This window comes from Streptococcus urinalis 2285-97, assembly GCF_000188055.2.
GTDB classification, from domain to species: Bacteria; Bacillota; Bacilli; order Lactobacillales; family Streptococcaceae; genus Streptococcus; species Streptococcus urinalis.
In genome coordinates this window covers 1,549,005-1,571,502 of sequence record NZ_AEUZ02000001.1, presented here as the reverse complement: position 1 = coordinate 1,571,502, position 22,498 = coordinate 1,549,005, and the positions used below count along the sequence as shown (strand labels likewise).

24 protein-coding genes and 2 pseudogenes are annotated in these 22,498 nt (G+C 33.1%); 22 read left to right on the top strand and 4 right to left on the bottom strand.

What is annotated here, in order from left to right; genetic code table 11:
- Positions 1-1,006 precede the first annotated feature (1,006 nt).
- The 14 genes from STRUR_RS11760 (at position 1,007) to STRUR_RS07930 (ending at position 12,119) form a co-directional block, all read left to right on the top strand.
- Positions 1,007-1,165, top strand: a complete 159-nt coding sequence (locus STRUR_RS11760; protein WP_006738462.1) for a hypothetical protein — start codon at positions 1,007-1,009, stop codon at positions 1,163-1,165.
- Between the two features lie 66 nt (positions 1,166-1,231).
- The gene (locus STRUR_RS07980; protein WP_006740763.1) at positions 1,232-1,549 is read left to right on the top strand and encodes a hypothetical protein; all 318 of its coding nucleotides are present in this window, start codon (positions 1,232-1,234) and stop codon (positions 1,547-1,549) included.
- 10 nt (positions 1,550-1,559) lie between these two features.
- Complete coding sequence (locus STRUR_RS11905; protein WP_006740764.1) at positions 1,560-1,970, top strand: hypothetical protein; 411 nt, start codon at positions 1,560-1,562, stop codon at positions 1,968-1,970.
- Positions 1,971-2,513: 543 nt separating this feature from the next.
- On the top strand, positions 2,514-3,335 hold the full coding sequence (gene mutM, locus STRUR_RS07970; RefSeq protein ID WP_006740109.1) for a DNA-formamidopyrimidine glycosylase: 822 nt from the start codon (positions 2,514-2,516) through the stop codon (positions 3,333-3,335).
- Positions 3,332-3,931 (top strand): dephospho-CoA kinase, encoded by a 600-nt coding sequence (coaE, locus tag STRUR_RS07965; protein WP_196792590.1) that lies wholly within the window; start codon positions 3,332-3,334, stop codon positions 3,929-3,931. Before mutM ends, coaE begins: the two co-directional genes overlap by 4 nt.
- The gene (gene yczE, locus STRUR_RS07960; protein WP_006739182.1) at positions 3,928-4,575 is read left to right on the top strand and encodes a membrane protein YczE; all 648 of its coding nucleotides are present in this window, start codon (positions 3,928-3,930) and stop codon (positions 4,573-4,575) included. Before coaE ends, yczE begins: the two co-directional genes overlap by 4 nt.
- A 106-nt stretch (positions 4,576-4,681) precedes the next feature.
- Positions 4,682-6,163 carry a helicase HerA-like domain-containing protein gene (locus STRUR_RS07955; protein ID WP_006739751.1) on the top strand — a complete coding sequence of 494 codons (1,482 nt, stop codon included), beginning with the start codon at positions 4,682-4,684 and terminating at the stop codon, positions 6,161-6,163.
- Between the two features lie 90 nt (positions 6,164-6,253).
- Positions 6,254-7,468 carry a multidrug efflux MFS transporter gene (locus STRUR_RS07950; protein WP_502620580.1) on the top strand — a complete coding sequence of 405 codons (1,215 nt, stop codon included), beginning with the start codon at positions 6,254-6,256 and terminating at the stop codon, positions 7,466-7,468.
- The gene (gene rpmG, locus STRUR_RS11340) at positions 7,468-7,614 is read left to right on the top strand and encodes a 50S ribosomal protein L33 (RefSeq protein ID WP_081479446.1); all 147 of its coding nucleotides are present in this window, start codon (positions 7,468-7,470) and stop codon (positions 7,612-7,614) included. The genes STRUR_RS07950 and rpmG overlap by 1 nt, the downstream gene beginning before the upstream one ends.
- Before the next feature lie 45 nt (positions 7,615-7,659).
- Positions 7,660-7,896 carry a preprotein translocase subunit SecG gene (gene secG / locus STRUR_RS07945; RefSeq protein WP_006739287.1) on the top strand — a complete coding sequence of 79 codons (237 nt, stop codon included), beginning with the start codon at positions 7,660-7,662 and terminating at the stop codon, positions 7,894-7,896.
- Between the two features lie 72 nt (positions 7,897-7,968).
- Complete coding sequence (gene rnr / locus STRUR_RS07940) at positions 7,969-10,341, top strand: ribonuclease R (RefSeq protein WP_006739896.1); 2,373 nt, start codon at positions 7,969-7,971, stop codon at positions 10,339-10,341.
- A gap of 9 nt (positions 10,342-10,350) precedes the next feature.
- Complete coding sequence (gene smpB / locus STRUR_RS07935; protein WP_006739994.1) at positions 10,351-10,818, top strand: SsrA-binding protein SmpB; 468 nt, start codon at positions 10,351-10,353, stop codon at positions 10,816-10,818.
- A 320-nt stretch (positions 10,819-11,138) separates the two neighbouring features.
- Complete coding sequence (locus tag STRUR_RS12025) at positions 11,139-11,261, top strand: hypothetical protein (protein WP_006739241.1); 123 nt, start codon at positions 11,139-11,141, stop codon at positions 11,259-11,261.
- Between the two features lie 30 nt (positions 11,262-11,291).
- Positions 11,292-12,119 (top strand): hypothetical protein, encoded by an 828-nt coding sequence (locus STRUR_RS07930; RefSeq protein ID WP_006738749.1) that lies wholly within the window; start codon positions 11,292-11,294, stop codon positions 12,117-12,119.
- Between the two features lie 28 nt (positions 12,120-12,147).
- On the opposite strand, the gene STRUR_RS07925 is transcribed toward STRUR_RS07930, so the two are convergent.
- The 3 genes from STRUR_RS07925 to STRUR_RS07915 form a co-directional block, all read right to left on the bottom strand.
- Positions 12,148-13,074, bottom strand: a complete 927-nt coding sequence (locus tag STRUR_RS07925; RefSeq protein WP_006739119.1) for a glycosyltransferase family 2 protein — start codon at positions 13,072-13,074, stop codon at positions 12,148-12,150.
- 101 nt (positions 13,075-13,175) lie between these two features.
- A complete protein-coding gene (gene gloA / locus STRUR_RS07920; RefSeq protein WP_006738406.1) occupies positions 13,176-13,565 on the bottom strand; it encodes a lactoylglutathione lyase in 390 nt (129 codons plus the stop codon).
- Between the two features lie 11 nt (positions 13,566-13,576).
- Positions 13,577-14,248 carry an NAD(P)H-dependent oxidoreductase gene (locus STRUR_RS07915; RefSeq protein WP_006740455.1) on the bottom strand — a complete coding sequence of 224 codons (672 nt, stop codon included), beginning with the start codon at positions 14,246-14,248 and terminating at the stop codon, positions 13,577-13,579.
- 168 nt (positions 14,249-14,416) lie between these two features.
- On the opposite strand from STRUR_RS07915, the pseudogene STRUR_RS07910 reads away from it, so the two are divergent.
- From STRUR_RS07910 to celB, 8 genes and pseudogenes are all read left to right on the top strand, one after another.
- Positions 14,417-15,827, top strand: a pseudogene (locus STRUR_RS07910) (6-phospho-beta-glucosidase).
- A gap of 54 nt (positions 15,828-15,881) precedes the next feature.
- Positions 15,882-16,122: pseudogene (locus tag STRUR_RS07905) on the top strand (SemiSWEET transporter).
- A gap of 101 nt (positions 16,123-16,223) precedes the next feature.
- On the top strand, positions 16,224-16,559 hold the full coding sequence (locus tag STRUR_RS07900; protein ID WP_040832793.1) for a hypothetical protein: 336 nt from the start codon (positions 16,224-16,226) through the stop codon (positions 16,557-16,559).
- A gap of 204 nt (positions 16,560-16,763) precedes the next feature.
- Positions 16,764-17,081: a PTS cellobiose transporter subunit IIB gene (locus STRUR_RS07895; protein ID WP_006739796.1), complete on the top strand. Its 318-nt coding sequence runs from the start codon at positions 16,764-16,766 to the stop codon at positions 17,079-17,081.
- A 67-nt stretch (positions 17,082-17,148) separates the two neighbouring features.
- A complete protein-coding gene (locus tag STRUR_RS07890; RefSeq protein WP_006739598.1) occupies positions 17,149-19,119 on the top strand; it encodes a BglG family transcription antiterminator in 1,971 nt (656 codons plus the stop codon).
- 9 nt (positions 19,120-19,128) lie between these two features.
- Positions 19,129-19,443: a PTS cellobiose transporter subunit IIA gene (locus STRUR_RS07885; protein ID WP_006738832.1), complete on the top strand. Its 315-nt coding sequence runs from the start codon at positions 19,129-19,131 to the stop codon at positions 19,441-19,443.
- Positions 19,444-19,458: 15 nt separating this feature from the next.
- Positions 19,459-19,992, top strand: coding sequence for a hypothetical protein (locus tag STRUR_RS07880; RefSeq protein ID WP_006740006.1), 534 nt, complete (start codon positions 19,459-19,461; stop codon positions 19,990-19,992).
- 20 nt (positions 19,993-20,012) lie between these two features.
- A complete protein-coding gene (gene celB, locus STRUR_RS07875) occupies positions 20,013-21,374 on the top strand; it encodes a PTS cellobiose transporter subunit IIC (RefSeq protein ID WP_006739593.1) in 1,362 nt (453 codons plus the stop codon).
- 33 nt (positions 21,375-21,407) lie between these two features.
- On the opposite strand, the gene STRUR_RS07870 is transcribed toward celB, so the two are convergent.
- Complete coding sequence (locus STRUR_RS07870; protein WP_006739303.1) at positions 21,408-22,493, bottom strand: M24 family metallopeptidase; 1,086 nt, start codon at positions 22,491-22,493, stop codon at positions 21,408-21,410.
- Positions 22,494-22,498: the final 5 nt, after the last annotated feature.

Here is a 22,498-nt window from a genome sequence, read left to right as displayed (position 1 = left end):
GTCAGGATTAAATTTTCTACATTCGATCAAAGAAAGGTCATGATAAGACTATTTTCAACATTGCAAGAGGTATTTTGACTGAAAAATGAGTCCGTATGATTATGCAATTTTGGAGTGATAAATTATATTGTGAAATAACTGGGAAATCAAGTCAGAATTGTAACAGGTACTAACGATGTATTATTTTTAAGTAATTAGCGCTCTATAATCAGACATTAAGTTGAGATTTACTTTTTCGAAAGATATGGCGGAAGTGAGAACATTTTTTTAGTGTTCTCGTTTTTTTTTAGTGTGAATTAGCTGGGGGTAGTTTCTTACAAGTAGTTAGGTATTGAATAAAGTTGAAGTGAGTGCACGAAACGTACTATAGTCAATTATTAACAAGTAGCATAATGTAAATGTGATTTTCCAAATTTTTATTTGAGAGTTAATCAAATTAAGGAATATGCAATAAGAAGTCGCAGTGTCTTATGTACTTTTAAAGATTTGTTTAGGGTGATTCCAGAGTAAAAGTAGAACATAAGTTTATATTAGGTCGGTTAGATGTTCAGTTGTTGAAAATATTTAGTGAATTTAGTAACTTTTCACAACTTTTGAAACTAGCAAGATAGTAAAATATATTCCTTTTTAAAAAGAAAAGTAAATTATGTCTTATTTAGCGAAAATACTAGAACATACTAGTATATTGGACGGTATTTTTGATTATTAATTTTAAAGAAACTCTTGAAGCAGGGTAACTTTATTCTAAAAATAATATTCATTTCATGATGAAAATCGTACAATTAAGGAATTTTTGTAAAGATAGTTTCAAAAATTGATAAAATAATTTTCTTGGAATGTGGAAATAAATTAGGTGCAGGAGAAGCAGAAAAAGTAATAGCAGTGTGTACTTTAGCTGTTCTTTTAATTGGAATTTTAATTGGAATTTTTTCTTTTGTAGGTACTATTGGGGGAGCTGTTTTAGGTGCACAATACTGTACAGGTAAATGTTGAATAACTTGCTGATGTGTATGGAGGGGGTAAAAAAGGTGCAGATCTTATTTTGAGCGGTGCTGTAGGTGCAGCTCAAGGAGTAGTATATTGTGCTCAGGCAGGTGGGGTATTTATGACTTGGCAAGGTTATGCCTTATGTGCAGCTGGTGGTGCTGCAGCTAGCATTATCTAGCCCCAATAAATTGGTAACTACTAATTACTACAATATGATATGGTATATAATAGGAAAGGAACAAGTATGAAAATTTTAGAAACTATTTTTAAAATATCTGATAAAAAAATTATGTATCTAGACAAAATAAAAAGATCAGTTGAGAGTATCATTCCTCTAATCCTTATTCTATTGGGTGTTGCCTATGCTCTTACAAGCTCGTATCCTTTTTTTGCTAGTATACTAGGGGGCTTATCACTAATTGTGATATATCTTTATCTTATCATTTTGACTTTTCTTTATTTATATTATAGATATTTAATGCGGAAAAAAGATATTAAAAATGAGAATAAGTTTGTTAAATTTTTTTGTACTTTTTTAAAAAAAATAAATATATTTAAATAAGAGGTAAAAAATGCGAAATATATTTAGATTTTTGAGTATTATAACTATTTCAGGGTTAGTTTTAATTATTATAGGTAGCTTATATCATCTGTCCTTTAATAAAAATATACTACTTATTTGTTGGAGTTTGATGCTTGAGTTACTAGTTTTTATTTTTGTGAGTAGAACATCTAAAGAAATACTTTCATTACATCAGATTATTAAACAATTTTGGCTATTTATTAAGAATACTGTCCTTATTCCTATCCTAGTTACTATTCTTCTTATTATTGGACATTTAACAAGGATATCAGAATTATTGATATATTTTTATCTACATATCATAGTTGTCTGCTATACTGTAGGAATGATTACATCACTAAGTTGTAGTATTTCTCCCAAACATTCTATATTCAATAAATTTAAAAAAGAAAGTAAGTAATATTCCAGATGGACTACAGATATGATATAAAAGCATAGAATTTAACCTTGGGAGTTATGTTAATTTGCTATATTAAATTATAATTGCTGATTCTGGATTTAATAAATTAAATTATTGATAAATGAGGGTTAACAGATAAATTGAACTATATTAAAGTATCTACTTGTATATCTTATGAATATAAGAATAAACAGATATTTGTAAAATTGAATAGCATTGTTAAATAGACCAAAGCTGGTGGTGATAACTTAAAAAGAGATACCTATTAATTTAGTAAATTTTTAAGTGATTTGTAGTAATAAATTTTGACCACTAAAAATGTATTTATTACTAAGAAAGAATAATAATAAAAGTGATTTGAAGCTTTCAAAATAATCATGTATACTGATCTTAGCTTTTTCGGATTAGACTAGCTAATTAAAGCTCTCATTAGAAAAATGAAAAAGGAACTGTCTGCAGTTCTTTTTTTATAGTTATATTTGCAAAAACTTACAATTCCTATTAAAATAGTCATTATTTAAGAGATGTAATAGGAAGTAAAGTATGCCAGAATTACCAGAAGTTGAAATTGTGCGTCGTGGTTTAGAAGCCTTAGTTATCGGAAGGCAAATTAAAGCAATCAGTATTAAAGTACCTAAAATGGTCAAACCAGAAAAAGAACTCTTTAAGATTCTTGTTGAGGGCCAACACTTTAAAGAAATCAGAAGAAGAGGCAAGTATCTGATCATTGTTCTAGAGGATTGTCTTTTGATTTCACATCTTAGGATGGAAGGGAAATATTTGTATTTCCCTGAAGAAGTTCCTGAAAATAAACATTTCCATGTCTATTTTTATTTAGAAAATGGAGCTACTCTCGTTTATCAAGATGTTCGAAAATTTGGGACAATGGAGATTATTGCAAAGGACCAAGAATCCACTTATTTTGAGAAAAAGAAACTAGGACCTGAGCCTAGACCTGAAACATTTACATTAAGGCAGTTTGAGGCCAAAATACCTTTATCCAAAAAAGAAATAAAGCCTCGCCTATTAGATCAGCAGTTGGTTGCGGGACTAGGAAATATCTACGTTGATGAAGTGCTATGGGCGGCAAAAGTACACCCTGCTAAGCCTTGTCAAGAATTAAAGAAATCAGAGATTAAAAGAATTCATGATGAGACGATAAGAATTTTGTCATTAGGGATTGAAAAGGGTGGCTCAACCATTAGAACTTATCGGAATGCACTTGGTGAGGATGGTACGATGCAATCATACTTAAAGGTATATGGTAAACAAGGACAACCTTGTCCAAGATGTCAAGAAGCTATTGTCAAAATTCAATTGAAAGGAAGAGGAACACATTTTTGTCCTCAATGTCAAAAACGATGAGTATGATAATTGGAATAACTGGTGGAATAGCATCAGGTAAATCAACTGTTGTTCATTATTTAAGACAAGAAGGCTATCAAGTCATTGATGCTGATCAAGTTGTTCATGAGTTACAAGCTAAAGGTGGACGATTGTATAAGGCTTTAGTCACAGAATTTGGACAAACCATATTGCAAGAAAATGGTGAACTGGATAGACCAAAACTTTCTAAACTTATTTTTTCAGATCCTAAAAAGAAAGAACGATCAGCTCTCATTCAAAATCAGATCATTCGACAAAGTTTGAAAGTTCAAAAAGATCAGTTAGCTAAAACAAATGCTATTGTCTTTATGGATATCCCACTTTTAATTGAGCTAAATTACTTAGATTGGTTTGATCAAGTTTGGCTAGTCTATGTTAACAGTGGTACACAGTTGAAGCGATTAATAGACAGAAACCATTACACAAAAGAAGAGGCAGAAGCTCGGATTAATAGTCAGTTAGCAATGGAAGAAAAAAAAGCCTATGCTGACCTGATAATTGATAATAATGGCAGTCAAAAAGACTTAAAAAATCAGTTATCTAGTGCTTTAAAGAAAATTAGGGGTCATGCATGAAAAAGTTAATTCCTCAAACACCATGGACTGGTAAAGGACTGTGGTCATTAGAACCTCTATCCCTTTTCATGTTGGTTGTTGGATTGGTCCTTTTTGGTGTCGGTGAATCTTGTTTAGTCTTAGCGAATTTAGGATCAGCTTCTTGGACTATCCTTTCTCAAGGAATTTCAGAATCTACAGGAATTGAATTAGGTTGGATGACTTTTATCATTAGCTCTTTGGTAATGCTTTTGTGGATTCCTCTTAAAATCAAACCTGGATTAGGAACAATATTAAATATTATCATCATCGCTTTTGTCATTGGTCAACTTACAGACCATATTGCAAAGCCAACATCATTCTTGATGAGAGTGCTTCTTTTGATAGTAGGTGTTGTGATTATAGGTATAGCTTCAGCTATTTATTTAACATCACACAAAGGTGCAGGGCCTAGAGATGGCCTATTAGTTGGACTTTGCCAATTACTGGGCTGGCGCGTGGCAATTGTTAGAACCTTACTTGAAGGTAGCGTCTCTTTATTAGGTTGGTTACTTGGTGGCCCATTAGGAATAGGGACTTTGTGTTTTGCCTTTGGTGTTGGATGGGTAATGCAATTTAGTTTAGGTTGTTTATCAAGTTTATTTAGGTCTTTAAATGACAAATAATTAAAAGAGGTTAATCAAAGATTTTCCTCTTTTTGTGTTATAATTGGGATGATAAGTAAAGACAATTCTCATAATGATAATAATGAGGAATAGAAATGAGGTCATCATGGCAACAGTTACAATTGCAAAAGGTAAACAACCAATTGATATACAGCTAAATATGTTGAATCGTCATGGCTTGATTGCTGGTGCTACTGGAACAGGCAAGACAGTTACTCTAAAAGTATTAGCTGAACAATTAAGCTTATCAGGTGTTCCTATTTTTCTTGCTGATATTAAAGGAGATTTAGTTAATTTAGCAAAAGATGGTGAAGTTACGCCAAAATTATCTGAAAGGCTCTCAAAATTAGGCATTACGGATTACCAACCTCAAGCTTTTCCTGTAAGATTATGGGATGTTTTTGGGGAAACTGGTCATCCTGTAAGAACGACCATTTCTGAAATGGGACCTTTGATGTTAGCAAGGTTGTTAGATTTAAATGATACACAAACAGGTGTTTTAACTATTGTCTTTAAAATTGCAGATGATAAAGGTTGGTTATTAATTGATTTAAAGGATTTACAAGCACTGCTTAAAGAAGTATCAGATCATGCTCAAGATTACTCTGGTATTTATGGAAATATTGCAAAACAATCTGTTGGTGCAATCCAACGTGGTCTCCTCACACTGGAACAAGAAGGTGGGAATCAATTTTTTGGTGAGCCTGCTCTTAATATCATGGATTTTATGCAAATTGATGAGAAGGGTCAAGGTGCTGTTAATATTTTATCTGCTACAAAACTCTTTCAATCACCAACACTTTATACAACCTTTTTACTTTGGATGCTTTCAGAAATTTATGAAACACTACCAGAAGTTGGAGATTTAGAAAAACCTAAAATGGTCTTTTTCTTTGATGAAGCGCATCTTTTGTTTAAAGATGCACCAAAAGTTTTCCTTGATAAAGTTGAACAAATTGTGAGGTTGATACGTTCAAAAGGGGTAGGTGTCTTCTTTATCACTCAGAATCCATTGGATTTACCTGAAACAGTTTTAGCACAACTAGGTAATCGTATTCAGCATGCACTACGAGCTTATACTCCAAAAGAGTTAAAAGCTGTTAAAGTAGCTGCAGAAACATTTAGACAAAATCCTGAAATTGATGTAGCGACAACGATTACTGAATTGGGTGTTGGAGAGGCCTTGATTTCGACACTTAGTACTGAAGGTCAACCTAATATGGTTGAAAGAGCTTATATCATGCCTCCAAAAAGTAGTTTTAATGTCATGAATGATCAGGAATTGAGTGACCTTATCAAATCGTCACCTTTTGCAGGTAAGTATGACACAACTGTTGATCGTGAATCCGCTTATGAACTATTAGCTCAAAAAGTGGTTGCAGATGATAAAGCAAAGCAAAAAGAAGAAGCTGATAAAGCTGCTGCAAAAAAAGTGAGCAATTCTAGCAAATCAAGTAAGAAAACGAGTCATACTCGTCCAAGAAAGACTCAAGTTGAGAAAGCAACGGATGCTTTTATCAGTACAACAGTTAGAACACTTGGCCGAGAATTAGTCAGAGGCTTATTAGGTAGTCTCAAAAAACGTTAGTTGCTTTCATCATAAGACTAACTTTATATTTCTGTAAAAATGTGCTATAATAGCATGAAATATACTGTACTGGAAAGAAGATGAATTGTTATCAGTGATAAAGCTGTCAATGTAGTTGACTGGAAAAAAAATTTAAAGATAGCTTGGCTCGGGAACTTTTTTACTGGGGCAAGCTTTTCACTTGTTATGCCTTTTATGGCATTATATGTTGAAGATCTGGGTGCTCCAAAAGATAAAGTCGAGTTCTATGCTGGAATGGCGGTTGCGTTATCAGCTTTAGCTTCAGCCTTAGTAGCTCCAATTTGGGGAAAATTAGCCGACCGTTATGGACGTAAACCAATGATGGTTAGAGCAAGTCTAGTGATGACTTTTACAATGGGCGGTTTAGCTTTTGTTCCAAATGTTTTTTGGCTTTTAATTTTAAGAGTTGTTAACGGTATGTTTGCTGGTTATATTCCAAATTCGACAGCTTTGATAGCCAGTCAAGCACCACAAAAGCATTCAGGTTACGCACTAGGAACTTTGGCAACAGGTATGACAGCTGGAACCTTAATTGGTCCACTAATTGGTGGCGTATTAGCTGAAGTGTTTGGAATACGTGAAGTTTTCTTGATGGTTGGCTGTATTTTATTATTTTGTAGTTTATTAACCATTTTCTTTGTGAAAGAAGACTTCCAACCTATTTCTAAAAAGCAAGCTATGTCAACTGAAGCTGTTTTTAGAAATGTCAAAAGTATTCAAATCTTAATTGGACTCTTTGTAACTAGTATGATTATTCAAATTTCTGCACAGTCTATTGCTCCAATTCTAAGCTTGTATATTAGACATTTGGGTCAAAAAGAAAATTTATTATTTGTGTCAGGTTTAATAGTATCCGCAATGGGTTTTTCAAGTATTTTGAGCAGTCCAACTCTTGGTAAAATTGGGGATAGAATCGGAAATCACAGGCTATTATTAATTGCCTTATTTTATAGTTTTTCCATGTATTTCTTATGTGCATTAGCCAAAACAACTATACAATTAGGTATCCTACGATTCTTATATGGTTTTGGTACAGGAGCTTTGATGCCAAGTATCAATTCACTATTGACTAAGATTACTCCAAGGGAAGGGATTTCACGAATTTTTTCATATAATCAAATGTTCACCAATTTTGGACAAGTGATTGGTCCCTTTGTTGGCTCTACGATTGCTGTACAGATGGGTTATCGTTATGTCTTCTATATAACGAGTCTCATCGTTTTAAGTAACTTCTTATGGAGTTTTATTAATTTTAGAAAGTACCTTAAGGTCAAGGAAATTTAGTGAGAGTTAAAATCAATTTGAAATGCAGTGAATGTGGTAGTAAAAACTATTTAACCAGTAAGAATAAAACCAATCATCCAGAAAAAATAGAGGTTTTAAAGTACTGTCCTAAAGAAAGAAAAGTTACCTTACATATTGAATCGTAATATGATTTATGTTAGAATGTACAAGACCATACTGGAGGAAATAACATGTACAACTTACTACTAACAGCATTGCTTATATTATCTGTTATATTAGTGATTGCTATCTTTATGCAACCACAAAAAAATCCAAGTAGCAATGTTTTTGATAGCAGTGGCTCAGAAGCGCTCTTCGAACGCACAAAGGCTCGAGGTTTTGAAGCTTTTATGCAACGTTTTACTGCAATTTTAGTCTTTTTTTGGCTAGCGATTGCCTTAGTGCTTGCCATCTTATCAAGTAAATAAAGAGTGAGCTTGACAGTGTTAGTCTAGCTCACTTTTTCTTTAGTAGTAAACTATTATAGAAAAAAGGTAAATATGAAGAAAAAAATTATCGCCTATTTAAAAGAAAAAGGCAAATCAGATATCAATGATTTAGCAGAAGCACTTGAAATGTCTGGCGCTAAGCATTTCACAAATCTGATTAAAGAAATTTCAAAAATGGAAAGTCAAGGACTATTACGTTTTGAACAAGATGGTAGTCTTTCTTTGAGAAAAGAAAATCCTAAAAAAGAAGTCGTTACTGTAAGAGGAACATTTCGCGCCAATAAAGCTGGTTTTGGGTTTTTACATATTAACGATACTGAGGATGATTTATTTATAGGTCGAAATGATGTCGGTTATGCAATAGACGGTGATATCGTTGAAGCCATTATTAAGAAACCTTCAAATAGATTAACAGGTAATGCTGCAGAAGCAAAAGTGGTTAATATCATTGAAAGAGCATTAAAAACCGTTGTTGGTAAGGTTATTTTAGATGATGAAAAACCAAATTATATTGGTTATATCAAATCAAAAAATCAAAAGGTTCAGCAACCCATTTATTTGAAGAAAGAACCCATTGTTTTAGATGGTAGTGAAATTATAAAAGTAACTATTACACATTATCCTAGTCGTGGGCATGACTATTTTGTTGGTCAAGTGAGAGACATCGTAGGTCATCAAGGAGATGTGGGTATCGATGTCTTAGAAGTTCTAGAGTCAATGGATATTGTTTCGACATTTCCAGATGATGTACTTAAAGAAGCTAATGCTATTCCAGATGCACCAAGTTCTAGAGATTTTCAAGGTCGAATTGACTTAAGACAAGAAATTACTTTTACCATTGATGGTGCTGACGCAAAAGATCTTGATGATGCTGTCCACATAAAAAGACTTCCTAATGGCAATTTTGAGCTTGGTGTTCATATCGCAGATGTTTCCTATTATGTTAAAGAGGGGTCTGCACTTGACAAAGAAGCCGTTAAACGAGGAACTTCTGTGTATGTAACTGATAGAGTAGTTCCAATGTTACCTGAACGTCTATCAAATGGTATCTGTTCTTTAAATCCGAATGTTGATAGATTGACTCAGTCAGCTATTATGGAAATTAATAAGGATGGTAAGGTTCTTCATCATCAAATTGCGCAATCAGTTATCAAGACGACTTATCGGATGACCTATAATGATGTTAATGAGATGATTGCTGGTAATGAAGAAGTCATCAATCAATACAGTAAAATTTCTGAGTCAGTCAAAGATATGACTGAACTCCATCATATTTTAGAAAAAATGCGTGTCAGACGTTGTGCTTTAAACTTTGATACTTCTGAGGCAAGGATAATTGTCAATGATAAAGGAATGCCAGTTGATATTGTTTTACGTCAACGTGGAACAGCTGAGCGGATGATTGAATCATTCATGTTAGCTGCAAATGAGTGTGTGGCAGAACATTTTGCCAAGGCTAAGTTACCATTTATCTATCGTATCCATGAAGAACCAAAAGCTGAAAAACTACAAAAATTTATGGACTATGCTAGTATCTTTGGAATTCAAATTCATGGTACTGCATCAAAAATTTCTCAAGAAGCATTGCAAGAGTTCATGGCAAAAGTTGAAGGGAAACCAGGTGCAGAAGTTCTTAACATGATGCTCTTAAGATCAATGCAACAAGCAAGGTATTCAGAGCATAATCATGGACACTATGGTTTAGCCGCAGAATATTATACACATTTTACCAGCCCAATTAGACGTTATCCTGATTTATTAGTTCACAGAATGATACGTGATTATTCTCAAGTTAATGACGACAAAATAGCTCATTTTTCAGCGGTTATTCCAGAATTAGCCCAATCTTCATCAAGTCTTGAAAGACGTGCTATAGATGCTGAACGTGTAGTGGAAGTAATGAAAAAAGCTGAATACATGCAAGAATATGTTGGTCAAGAATTTGATGCTATGATTTCTAGTGTGGTAAAATTTGGCATGTTTGTTGAACTCCCAAATACCATTGAAGGACTTATTCATGTAACAACTTTACCAGAATACCTTCTTTTTAACGAAAGAACTCTAACATTACAGGGTGAAAAAACTGGTAAAGTCTTTAGAGTTGGTCAACCGATTAAGGTAAAATTGGTCAAAGCTGATAAAGAAACGGGTGATATTGACTTTGAGTATCTTCCAAGTGAATATGACATTGTTGAGAAAAAACCAAACAAATCTAAGAAGTCATCACGTAAAAGGTCTTCACAAAAAGATAACCGTAATCGTTCTAGTAAAACAGATCGATCATCTGAACGAAAAAAACGTCCTAGATCTTCTGAGCGACACTCAAATGATAAAATCTCAAAATCTGAATTTAAAGTCAGAAAGAAAGCAAAAAAACCATTTTATAAAGGGATATCAAGGAATAAGAAAAAGAAAACAAAATAAGGAGTTGACATGGCCAAAGAAGAAGGAAATGTTTTAGCACAAAATAAAAAATCTAGGCATGATTATAGTATAGTAGATACCTTCGAGGCTGGTATTGTCTTGACAGGAACCGAGATTAAAAGTGTTAGAGCTGCAAGAATTCAATTAAAAGATGGCTATGCACAAATTAAAAACGGTGAAGCGTGGCTTATCAATGTCCATATTTCCCCATTTGAACAAGGAAATATTTGGAATCAAGATCCTACACGCACCAGGAAGTTACTACTAAAGAAACGTGAAATTACTAAAATAACAAATGATCTTAAAGGGACAGGTATGACTCTGATTCCTTTAAAAGTTTATTTGAAAAACGGCTTTGCTAAAGTCTTAGTTGGACTTGCAAAAGGAAAACATGATTTTGACAAACGCGAAAGCATCAAACGTCGTGAACAAGATCGTGATATTAAACGGGTTATGAAAAGCATTAATCAACGCTAAAAAAGAGTATCTAAGATACTCTTTTTTTTTGACACTAACTTTTCAATTAAATTGAACTGAAATTTAATCTAAAATCTGCTATAATGTAAGTGTATTCAATTAGCAAGAAGCTAAGTGTATTCAGTTTTAGGGGGAAAAATATGAGAAATAAGAAAGTTTTAGTAGGACTAGTGTCACTGTCATCAGTCATGCTTTTGGCTGCTTGCGGAAACAAGTCGAGCTAGGAATCAGGAAAATCAAAGGACTTAGCTGTTTCTATCGTTGATGGTCAATACATTGTCCCTTCAGACTCAAAACTTGAAAGTGATGATAATGGCTATTTGGCTTTAAAAGTTAAAATCACAAATAAAACAGATGGTAGCTTGTCTATCGGTCGTGATGATTTTACACTAAGTGATAGTGATGATAATAGTATTGATTCAGAAAGTGTTTATGACTCTTAGAACCAATTTAAGACATTAAATTACGGAAAATTGTCAAAAGGAAAATCAAAAACAGGCTATTTAGTCTATCAGGTTGATAAAAGTGAGAAAAAATATGATCTGTCTGTTGGGCAACTGTATATTTCAGATGGCAAAAAGACAAAAGATGAGATTACTATCCCAGTAAAAATTTCAAAATACAAGGATAATACCGAAGAAATCAAATCGTTAACCAACCAATTTATTAATCAAACTTTCTTAAACGGCTCAGGTTCCTTATCTAGAACATACACTTCAGCAGCAAGTTTTGAAGGAAAAAAAGCAACCGTTGAATTGTTAGCAACAAAATCAAAATCATCGAAAAAATTATCAAATGATGCCGATTCTGATAAGAAAGCTTATTATGATGTCTTTTCACAAGCATTAAAAAATTCATTCCAATATTTTAAACCTAGTGATGCTGAAACAACAACATTTATTGATCAATATGTTGAAGTTAATGCTAAAAGAGCAAAAATGGATGTTACCATCAAGAGTTATTTCCCAGATTCTGCAGTTGTCCAAGTCAAACCATCTGTTATTGACTTAAAAGACATGGATTTGACATCTTTGGAAAAAGATTATATTAATCAACACAAAAATGATTCTAATTCAGATTACCAAACTTACTATAAAGAAGCTGAAAAGTATGTGTTTGACAACATGCATTCCCATTATGATGATGCACAAGTCAATACGCCAAAATATATGCCAACTGATGGTTACACTTTGAAATTACAACGTGATAGTGATTCTGGTAAATGGAAAGTGGACACAACTGAGTCAAGTTCAAATTATTCATATGATGACTTATTAGAAGCCTTCTCAGGAGGAATGTAAAAAAGACAACTTTAAGTTGTCTTTTTTTTTATTGTCTTTCTTTAACAATATATACAGGTCTTTTTTTTGTCTCCAAGAAAATTTTGGACATGTACTTTCCAATAATTCCCATACAAAAAAGCTGAATACCTCCCATAAAGAGAATGATAGAAACGGTACTTGCCCAACCCGATACGGGATCACCAAATAATAGTTTACGTATCACTATAAAAAGTATAGCAAATAAAGAAATAACAAAACTAAAGGTGCCTATCCAAGTTGCTATTGATAAGGGGATTTCAGAAAAGTTAATAAAACCATCAATGGAATAGTTTAATAATCCCCAAAAATTCCAGGACGTCTTTCCAGCGACTCGTTCTTTATTATCAAAGCTCACATAGACAACATCAAAGCCAACCCATGAAAAAATCCCTTTTGAAAAACGATTGACCTCACCTAATTCTAAAATACTATCGACAACTTGTCTGGTCATCATACGATAATCTCTTGCACCATTAACAATTTCAGTCTCTGAGATAAGATTGATAACTTTATAAAATAGAGTTGAAAAAAAACTTCTAATGGGTGGTTCACCTTTACGATTGCTACGTCTAGTAGCCACAACATCGTGACCATCTTGTATTTCTTGATAAAGCATTGGTAGCAGTTCTGGGGGATCTTGTAAATCAACATCCATAACGACGACAAAATCACCAGTTGCATTTTCCAAGCCAGCTAAAAGAGCTGCTTCTTTACCAAAATTTCGGGAAAAAGAAATGTAATGGACATTAGGGTAGAGTTGTGAAAATAATCTGAGCTGTGATAGTGTATTATCTTTTGAACCGTCATTAATAAATAAGTAATTAAATTCGAGTTGAGAAGACATGGCACTTTCAACCATCTTCATCTCTTTTAAATAGGGTTCGATCGATTCTTCTTCATTGTAACAAGGTATGATAATTGAAAGTAAAGTCATACAAGTCTCTTTCTGCGTGTATTTTCACAAATTGTATCATAGTTTCTATGCTTTAGCAAAAACTAGCTCTAATGAAAAAAAGAGGTCACCCTCTTTTTTATCTAATTTTGCATGAAAGATTTCAAATCAATCACTTCAATTTTATAACCATCTGGATCTTGTACAAAATAGAATCGTGCAGATTTATCAGTTAAGCCTTTAATATCAGTTACTGTGTAACCAGCTTTTTTGTGAGCTTCATGTGTTGCTTCTAAGTCTTCAGTACCAATTGCAATGTGGCCATAACCGTCACCTAAATCATAAGCTTCATGATCATAGTTATACGTTAATTCTAACTCATAATCTTCACCTTCTAATGCGAGATAAACAAGTGTAAATTTTGATTCTGGAAAATCACGTTTACGACTGATTTTGAAGGGAAAAGCTTTTGTGTAAAATGCAATTGATTCTTCTAAGTCTTTGACACGGATACAAGTATGTAATGATTTCATTTGATATCTCCTTATTTGATGTAAGTAATCACGGATTCACGCGGTTTGCGTGATTTTGGATGTTTAGGGTCTCTGAGACGATAGCCCAGTGATAGCATACTAGCTACACCTTCTTTTTTAGGATCAATGATGTTATTCTCAGCTAGTATAGTATTAACAGCATGATAATCAAAGCCCTCAATTGGACAGGAATCAATGCCTAAAAAAGCAGCAGTTATCATCATATCTCCCAATGCAATGTAGGTCTGTTTTGCAGTCCAATCAAAAAGAGCTCTGTCATCTCCTTCATGGATAGCTAGATCACTTAACTGAAATGATTTATAGGTTTTAAGACGTTGTTCAAAACCATTGTCATCAGTTATTCCTCTTCTGATTAGACTGTCTTTTACAGACTGACTATCATACCAAGCGTTTTTTTCAGCAAGCAATAGGATGAAGTGGCTTGCAGTTTCTAATTGATATTGAGCTCCCCAAGCGACCTCTTTTAGTTGTTTTTTGAGATTTTCATTTTCTAAGACGAGAAAACGCCAACCCTCAAGTCCAATGGATGATGGACTTTGCCATGCTGAATCTAAAATAATATCTAATAAATCTTGAGGAATTTTATCGTCATTATAAACACGAACAGCCGTTCGAAAGTTTATTGCATCTTTAACTTGTTTTTTAAGTGTAGGGTCTGTCATCTTATCCCTCCTTTTTACTGACACTTCCATCATATCATAAACTAATAACACAAACAATTTTGCAATATGAAACAAGTCTTTTCCTAAATGTTAAAGGAAAAAAATCACATTTTCTTTTTTGGAAACGCTCGCTATTATAAATATAATGAATAAAGAGGAGTAACAATCATGTCAAAATTACCAGATCATTTTTTGTGGGGTGGTGCGGTTGCAGCTCACCAATTAGAAGGTGCTTGGCAAGAAGGCGGAAAAGGAGTTAGTGTAGCAGACGTTATGACAGCAGGACGTCATGGTGTTGCAAGAGAAATCACCGATGGCGTTATTGAAGGAAAATATTATCCAAATCATGAGGCTATTGACTTTTATCATCATTACAAAGAAGATATCAAGTTATTTGCTGATATGGGATTCAAATGTTTTAGAACTTCAATTGCTTGGACACGTATTTTTCCAAATGGAGACGATGCTGAACCAAATGAAGAAGGACTACAATTTTATGATGATTTATTTGATGAATGTTTAAAATATGGTATTGAACCAGTGGTTACCTTATCATTTGGTAACAGAATATGATGGTTTTAAAAATCGTAAAGTTATTGATTTCTTTGTTCGTTTCGCAGAAACTGTTTTTAAACGTTATAAAGACAAAGTAACATATTGGATGACTTTCAATGAAATCAATAATCAAGCAAACTATCAAGAAGATTTTGCACCTTTTACAAACTCAGGTATTGTTTACAAAAAAGGTGATGATCGTGAAGCCATCATGTATCAAGCAGCTCATTATGAATTAGTTGCTAGTGCTCGTGCTGTCAAAATCGGCCATGAAATTAATCCAGACTTCCAAATTGGTTGTATGATTGCAATGTGTCCAATTTACCCAGCTACTTGTAAACCTGCTGATATCTTAATGGCTCAAAAAGCAATGCAAAAACGTTATTATTTCACTGATGTTCATGGTTATTATCCAAACCATATATTGAATTATTGGAAACGTAAAAACATTTTAATCGATTTTACAGAAGAAGATAAAAAAGACCTCTTAGAAGGCACTGTTGATTATATCGGTTTCTCATATTATATGTCCTTTGCAATTGATTCTCATCGTGAAAACAACCCTCATTATGATTATCTAGAAACAGAAGATCTGGTTAAAAATAATTATGTTAAAGCTTCAGAATGGGATTGGCAAATTGATCCAGAAGGACTCCGTTATTCATTAAACTGGTTTACAGATATGTATCATTTACCATTGTTTATTGTTGAAAATGGATTTGGTGCCATTGATCAAGTAGAAGATGATGGTATGGTACATGATGATTATCGTATTGAATACCTTGGTGCTCATATCAAAGAATTTATCAAAGCAGTTGATGAAGATGGTGTAGAACTTATGGGTTATACGCCTTGGGGTTGTATTGACCTTGTATCGGCTGGTACTGGTGAAATGCGAAAACGTTATGGCTTTATCTATGTTGATAAGGATGATGAAGGAAATGGCAGCTATGAACGGTCACCAAAAGAATCTTTCAACTGGTATAAAGAAGTGATTGCATCAAATGGCGAAAATTTACAATAGAAAGAAATGACCTTTATTGCTAAAAGGCAATAAAGGTTTTTTAGGGAAATAAGAATGATTGGAATTGTTGCAGCATGTTTAACAACTTTTGGTTTTATACCTCAAGCGATAAAAGTGATCAAAACAAAAGATACTGAAACGATCTCTTTAGGAATGTATGTAATGTCAGTGACTTGGTATGTTATTGTGGTTAGCACATGGTGTAATGATCAAAGACGTTGCTTTAGTAGGAGCAAATGCCATATCAGCTACACTTGCAGGCATTATTTTGGTTTATAAATTAATTTACAAATAATAAGAAAAAGTGTCATTTAACTATTGACACCTAACCTTAATAGGAAAATACTGTAAGCGTTATCAATAAACTATGAAAGTAATCAAACCAAGGGGGATTAGATGATGGATTATGTTTTAGGCTTTTTGCTTATTGTTGCTATTATGGTTATTTTTTGGAAAGTGTTTATGTATTTTACTAAAAAAAGAGTAACACCTTCTTATAATATCGAAAATCAAGACTATAATAATTATTTGATTCAGTTTTCAGATACTGAGGTGCCAGACATTAAAGAAAATCAAAATGTCATGAAAGTTATCAAACTTAAATACCCAACTGAAAATGGTTTTATGGTGTCATCACGTCTAAGTGATCATAAATTACAAGATTTGATTATATCAGAATATGACTTGAAACAATCAAATGTGGCTGTTTCACATGGACAAGTTATTGCATAATGACATTAAAAAAAGATAGTGGATTTTCCATTATCTTTTTTTATTGAGATAATATTCCAAAATGCTTCATTACAGAAAAAGATTTCAGTTTAAAAAAGGAATTTCCGTATCGTTACGGAAAAAGTAACCATGGTCATTGTAAGCGTATTCATATATAATAAAATTACAAAAACAAAATATTAAATCCCAAGGAGGAAAAAGGAAATGGCTAAAAAAGCTTTAATTATTTGTGCAGGTGGTATGTCTTCTTCACTAATTGCTAAAAAAACAGAAACATTGTTAAAAGAACAAGGTGAAGATATTGAAATGAATGCTGTTGGCGTCCCTGAAGGTGGCAAGCGCATTGCTTCAGCTGAATATGATTTGTATCTCATCAGCCCTCAAACTAAGATGCATTTTAAACAATTTGAAGAAGCAGCAAAAAAAGTTGATCGACCTGTAGTTCAAATTCCACCACAAGCTTATATTCCAATTCCAATGGGTATTGAAAAAATGGCTAAACTCGTTAAAGATTCCATTTAATTAGATTTGAGAATGAGTTATAATATTAAATAAATAGAATATTAGAATCATTTTCAAAGGAGACGTCATGTTAGGTCAAAAAGAAATACTCATCTTACAATATCTTTACCAACATAAAGGAGATTTTGTAACGAGTAAAGAGTTGGCAAAACATCTGGCTTGTTCTGATAGAACTGTCCGAACTTACATCAAATCATTATTGTCAAGTATTGAAGGAAGTAGTGGCATTAGTATCTTATCAAAACAGGGTCATGGTTATCAATTAACTGTTAATGATCAAAATGATTATTTAAGTTTAATAAAGGCTGACTCTGACCATTTTGGGACTGAAAATATTGATATTAATGATCGAAGGAATTACATCATCAATAAACTCATTTTTGAGCAAGATGATATTTTCTTTGAAGATTTGGTTGATACTTTATATGTTAGTCGTTCGACTTTATCAGCAGATTTTAAAAAAATCCGTCAGGATTTTGTCAAATATAATCTCAGTATTGAGAGTAGGGCTAACAAAGGCGTTTACGTCAAAGGTGCAGAACATGATAAACGGCACTTCATCATGGATTATTACTTTAGTGGACACTTTCTAAAGAATATCCATCAATATGTTGGTGATGATTTCTTTAAATTACCGATTAGCTTTGAAGAAATCACCATCATCGTATTGGATGAGTGCCGTAATCAATCTTTGAAATTATCTGACTTTGTCATTCAAAATTTGATTGTGCATATCGCATTAGCAATTTCAAGGGTTAATAAGGGTTTTAGAATTTCTGAACTAAAAATTGATCAATCACGATTTCAAAAAGAGATTAGTATTGCTAGACAGATTCTAACTCGCACAAAAGGAATCACAAAAACTGATTTTCCGAATGAAGAAATTAATTATATTGCGGTTCATCTCATTTCCGAAAGTGCTCAAAAATCTAAACAAGATAGTCAGAATAGATTGTCGTTACTACAAGACCTGGTTAAAGCTTGTTTAGAAATTGATCAACTTTATGGTTATCAATTTAGTCAAGATTTTACTTTTTTAGAAGGCTTATTAACACATTTAGAAGTTCTATTAGAACGGCTTAAAAATGATGTTAGATTAGATAATCCACTCTTACAGGATATTCAAACACAATATAAAGAAGCTTATCTTATCGCTCATGGATTAATGAGTCATATGATAACGTTTCAAGATTATCATTTATCAGAAGATGAAATTGCTTATGTATCACTTCACTTATTAGCAGCTATAGAACGTTTTCATCAAAATCATAAATTAAATGCCTTGGTTATCTGTGCCACTGGTTATGGCAGTGCCCAGATGCTTAGGATGAGAATTGAAAATGAACTTGGCCGTCAAATTAATGTTGTTGATTTAGTGGGTTATTATGACATCACTGCAGATAAGTTAGAAAATGTAGACTTAATTATTTCAACCATTGATTTATCTAATTTGGTCTTCACTATCCCTGTATTTACAGTAAGTGTTTTCCTAAATGACAAAGAAGTTCAAACAATCAAACAAAAATTAAATCAAATAGAGTTTAAGCAACACCGTCCAAAACAGTCTAGTAATACACTTTCATTGCTATCAACATTTGAACATTATTTTGATCAAAAACGTTTTCTTATATTAAATCAATCAACAAAAGAAGATGTGCTGGATCATCTCATTCAAATGATGGATGACGACAAAAATGACACAGATTACAGTGAATCTATGAAAGAGCTAATTTCTCTTAGAGAATCATTTAGTTCAGTTGTTTTTGACCAAGATATAGCAGTGCCTCATCCCTTAAAAGCTATTGATACAAAAGCTAAAATTGCCGTTGCGATTATCAGAGATGGCATCTATTGGGAAGAAGATTTTGAAAGTATAAGATTAGTATTTCTAGTCTCGCCATCACAATTTAGCAATGAAGGCTTATCTGATATTACAAGAGTGATTGTGGCATTAACAGAACAAAAAGAACAAAAAGAAAAATTAATAGCTTGTAAAGATTTTGATGATTTTAAATCAATCTTTTTACAAGAGATATAGGAGATAATTATGACAAGTGATGAGTTGCAAATGGCAGCCTTTGAAATTATTTTAAATAGTGGAAATTCTAGAACAACAGTTCATGAAGCTTTCGATAAAATGAGAGAAGGCGATTATGAAGCTGCTGAGAAATTACTAGACGATGCTAACGAAGAATTACTTCTAGCTCATAATGCACAAACAAAATTATTGCAAGAATATGCTAGTGGGACTGAAATTAAGATTGAAATCATTATGGTCCATGCACAAGATCACTTAATGACTACCATGACACTTCGTGAAGTAGCTCTAGAAATGTTGGCTTTATATAAGAAAGTTAATTAGAGGTGGGTAAATAAAATGAGTCAAAAGCAACTTCAAAAGGTTATGAGTGAAAAGCAAAAATCAAAAAAAACACCAGATCAAATTAGAACTGAAGTTAAACTGAAAAACAATCGCTTTAATCGATTCATGTTGCTAAGATACTCGTTAACCTTATTCTTTTTTGCCAATACTTATTGGTTAATCACACAATTATTCCAAGCTAGTCTCTACCTTATTATTCCAGCTCTGATGCTCATTTTATTAGTGATTGCAACAATAGAGCAATTTAGACTATATGGTGCTAAAGTGATCAATCTAAAAATGACAGATTTGGCTTTTAAAGCACAACTGCTTGTGAATGCATTTGTTATCCTGATTTCATTGGTAACACAGTCAGCAAATACGATTTTACCAACCTTTTCAAATCATAGGACAGCTCTGATATTTCTCATACTGCTACAAGTCTTGGGAATGGTTGTTGCATGGTTTAGTCTCAATCGTATTAGATTGATTGAATTGAATAAGGATAATTATTACAAACGTTTTCAAAATATTGAAAAATATATTTAAATTTTTTAGGAGGAGTTCTCATGGAAGAACAAAAAGGTTTCTTTGGCTTATTAGATAAGTATCTAATGGGTCCAATGGGAAAAATTGCATCATATAAAGTGGTTCGTGCAATCACAGCCGCTGGTATGGCAGCAGTTCCATTTACCATCGTCGGTTCAATGTTTTTGGTTTTTAGTATCCTACCACAAGCATTCTCATTTTGGCCAATCGTAGCCAAAGTCTTCGCAGCATCATTTGATAAATTTACCCCACTTTACATGGTTGCAAACTACGCAACAATGGGTTCTTTATCACTTTACTTCGTTCTTGCTATTTCTTATGAATTAACAAAAATCTATGCTGAAGAAGAAGATCTTGATTTAACACCAATTAATGGTGCACTTCTTGGATTATTTGCTTTTATCATGACAGTTCCACAAATTGTCTTTAAAAATGGTGCCATGTCAGCAGTAGTAGCTCTTAAAAAAGGTGCAGTTGTTGCTGATGGTTGGGCAATGGCAAATGGTGTTACACGTTTTGGTACAACTGGTATCTTTACAGCGATCATCATGGGTATTGTTTCAGTTCTTTTATATCGTATGTGTGTTAAACGTCACTGGGTTATTAGCATGCCTGAATCTGTACCAGAAGGTGTATCACGTGGATTTACAGCCCTCATTCCAAGTTTTGTTATCGCCTTCTTTGTTATTATTTTAAATGGTATTCTTGTTGCATTAGGAACTGATATTTTTGAAGTTATTGCTATTCCATTTGGTTTCGTTGCGCATTTAACAGATACATGGCTTGGTCTTGTTGTTATTTATCTCTTAACTCAAGCTTTGTGGATTGTCGGTATCCATGGTGCCAATATTATCTTTGCATTCGTAAACCCAATCGCTCTTGCAAATATGGCTACAAATGCTAACGGTGGACATTTAATCGTTGCTGGTGAATTTTCAAATATGTTTGTTATCGCTGGTGGTTCTGGTGCCACACTTGGTATGTGTATCTGGTTAGCTACTCGTGCTCGTTCTGAACAATTGAGTGCTATCGGTAAAGCTTCAGTAGTTCCAGGCTTCTTCAATATTAACGAACCACTAATCTTTGGTCTTCCTATTATTTATAATCCAGCACTTGCTGTTCCATTTATGCTAGCTCCAATTGCTTCAATGTCTGTTTATTACTTCTCAATGAAATTATCATTGATAAAACCAGTTGTAGCGCAAGTTCCATGGCCAACACCAGTTGGTATCGGTGCATTCCTCGGTACCGCTGATGTTAAAGCAATTGTAGTTGCACTCTTATGTGCCCTAGTAGCCTTCTTAGTATACTATCCATTCATTCGTGTTTACGATAAAAAATTGGTAGCTGAAGAAGCAGCTAACTTAGCAGCAGCTGAATAAAAAAAGAAAAATCACTTTTAAAAAGTGATTTTTTTATGCTTCAAAATAAAGTAATTCTTTTGGAGTATGTGTAAACACTTCAAATCCATCTTTAGTGACGTAACCACAATCTTCTATACGAACACCAACTTTTCCAGGAATGTATATTCCTGGTTCAACTGAGAAGCACATACCTTCTTCAATAATCATATCATTTCCTTCCATAATAGATGGAAATTCATGAACATCCATACCAAGTCCATGTCCTAGGCGATGATTGAAGTACTCTCCATAACCAGCCTCCTCAATAACACTTCGTGCAGCAGCATCTATTTGAGAAGCCGTCACTCCTGGTTTAATAAAATCGATAGCCGATTGATGAGCTTTTAAACAAAGATTATAAATATCAATCTTAAATTGATCAGGTTTTCCAATAGCAACTGTCCGTGTCATATCACTTGTATAGCCATTTGAAACAACACCTAAATCAAATAAGAGCAAAGCATTATCCTCAATTTTATTGGTTCCAGGAATACCATGTGGGTTAGCAGCATTATCACCTGTTAAAACCATGGTGTCAAATGACATTTGATTGATGCCAATTTTTTTCATTCCAAATTCAATTTGTGCGATGATATCTGTTTCAGTATTTTGTGATGAAATATTTTCAAAGCCAATTTGAACAGCTTTATCTGCATAATCACCAGCAATTTTCATTTTCTCAATTTCATCAGCAGATTTGATTAAACGCATTCTCTGAATGTAAGGCGTCAAATTATCGAAGTTGTCACCAAAAATGGATTTTAAACCATTGAATTTAGTAACATTAAGGTGATCAAATTCTGCAAAAATTTTCGAAGTTTTAATTTGTGGTAAACCTGTTTTTATTTTTTCCCATGGGTTTTCAGAATCCATATAACCAAAGACATTAAAAGGAACAGCTTGGCCAGCACGTGTCACTTCTAAGGCAGGTACAAATAAATAAGGATCTGATTCTTGAAAAACAAATAAAAAGAGTTGTCTTTCGTGAGGATCACAATAAAATCCTGTCAAGTAGTTAATGGTAACTGGATCTGAAAAAACCGCTAAATCTGCATTTTCTTCTTTTAAATAGTGTCTAATGTGATCTAATTTTGTCATAGGAA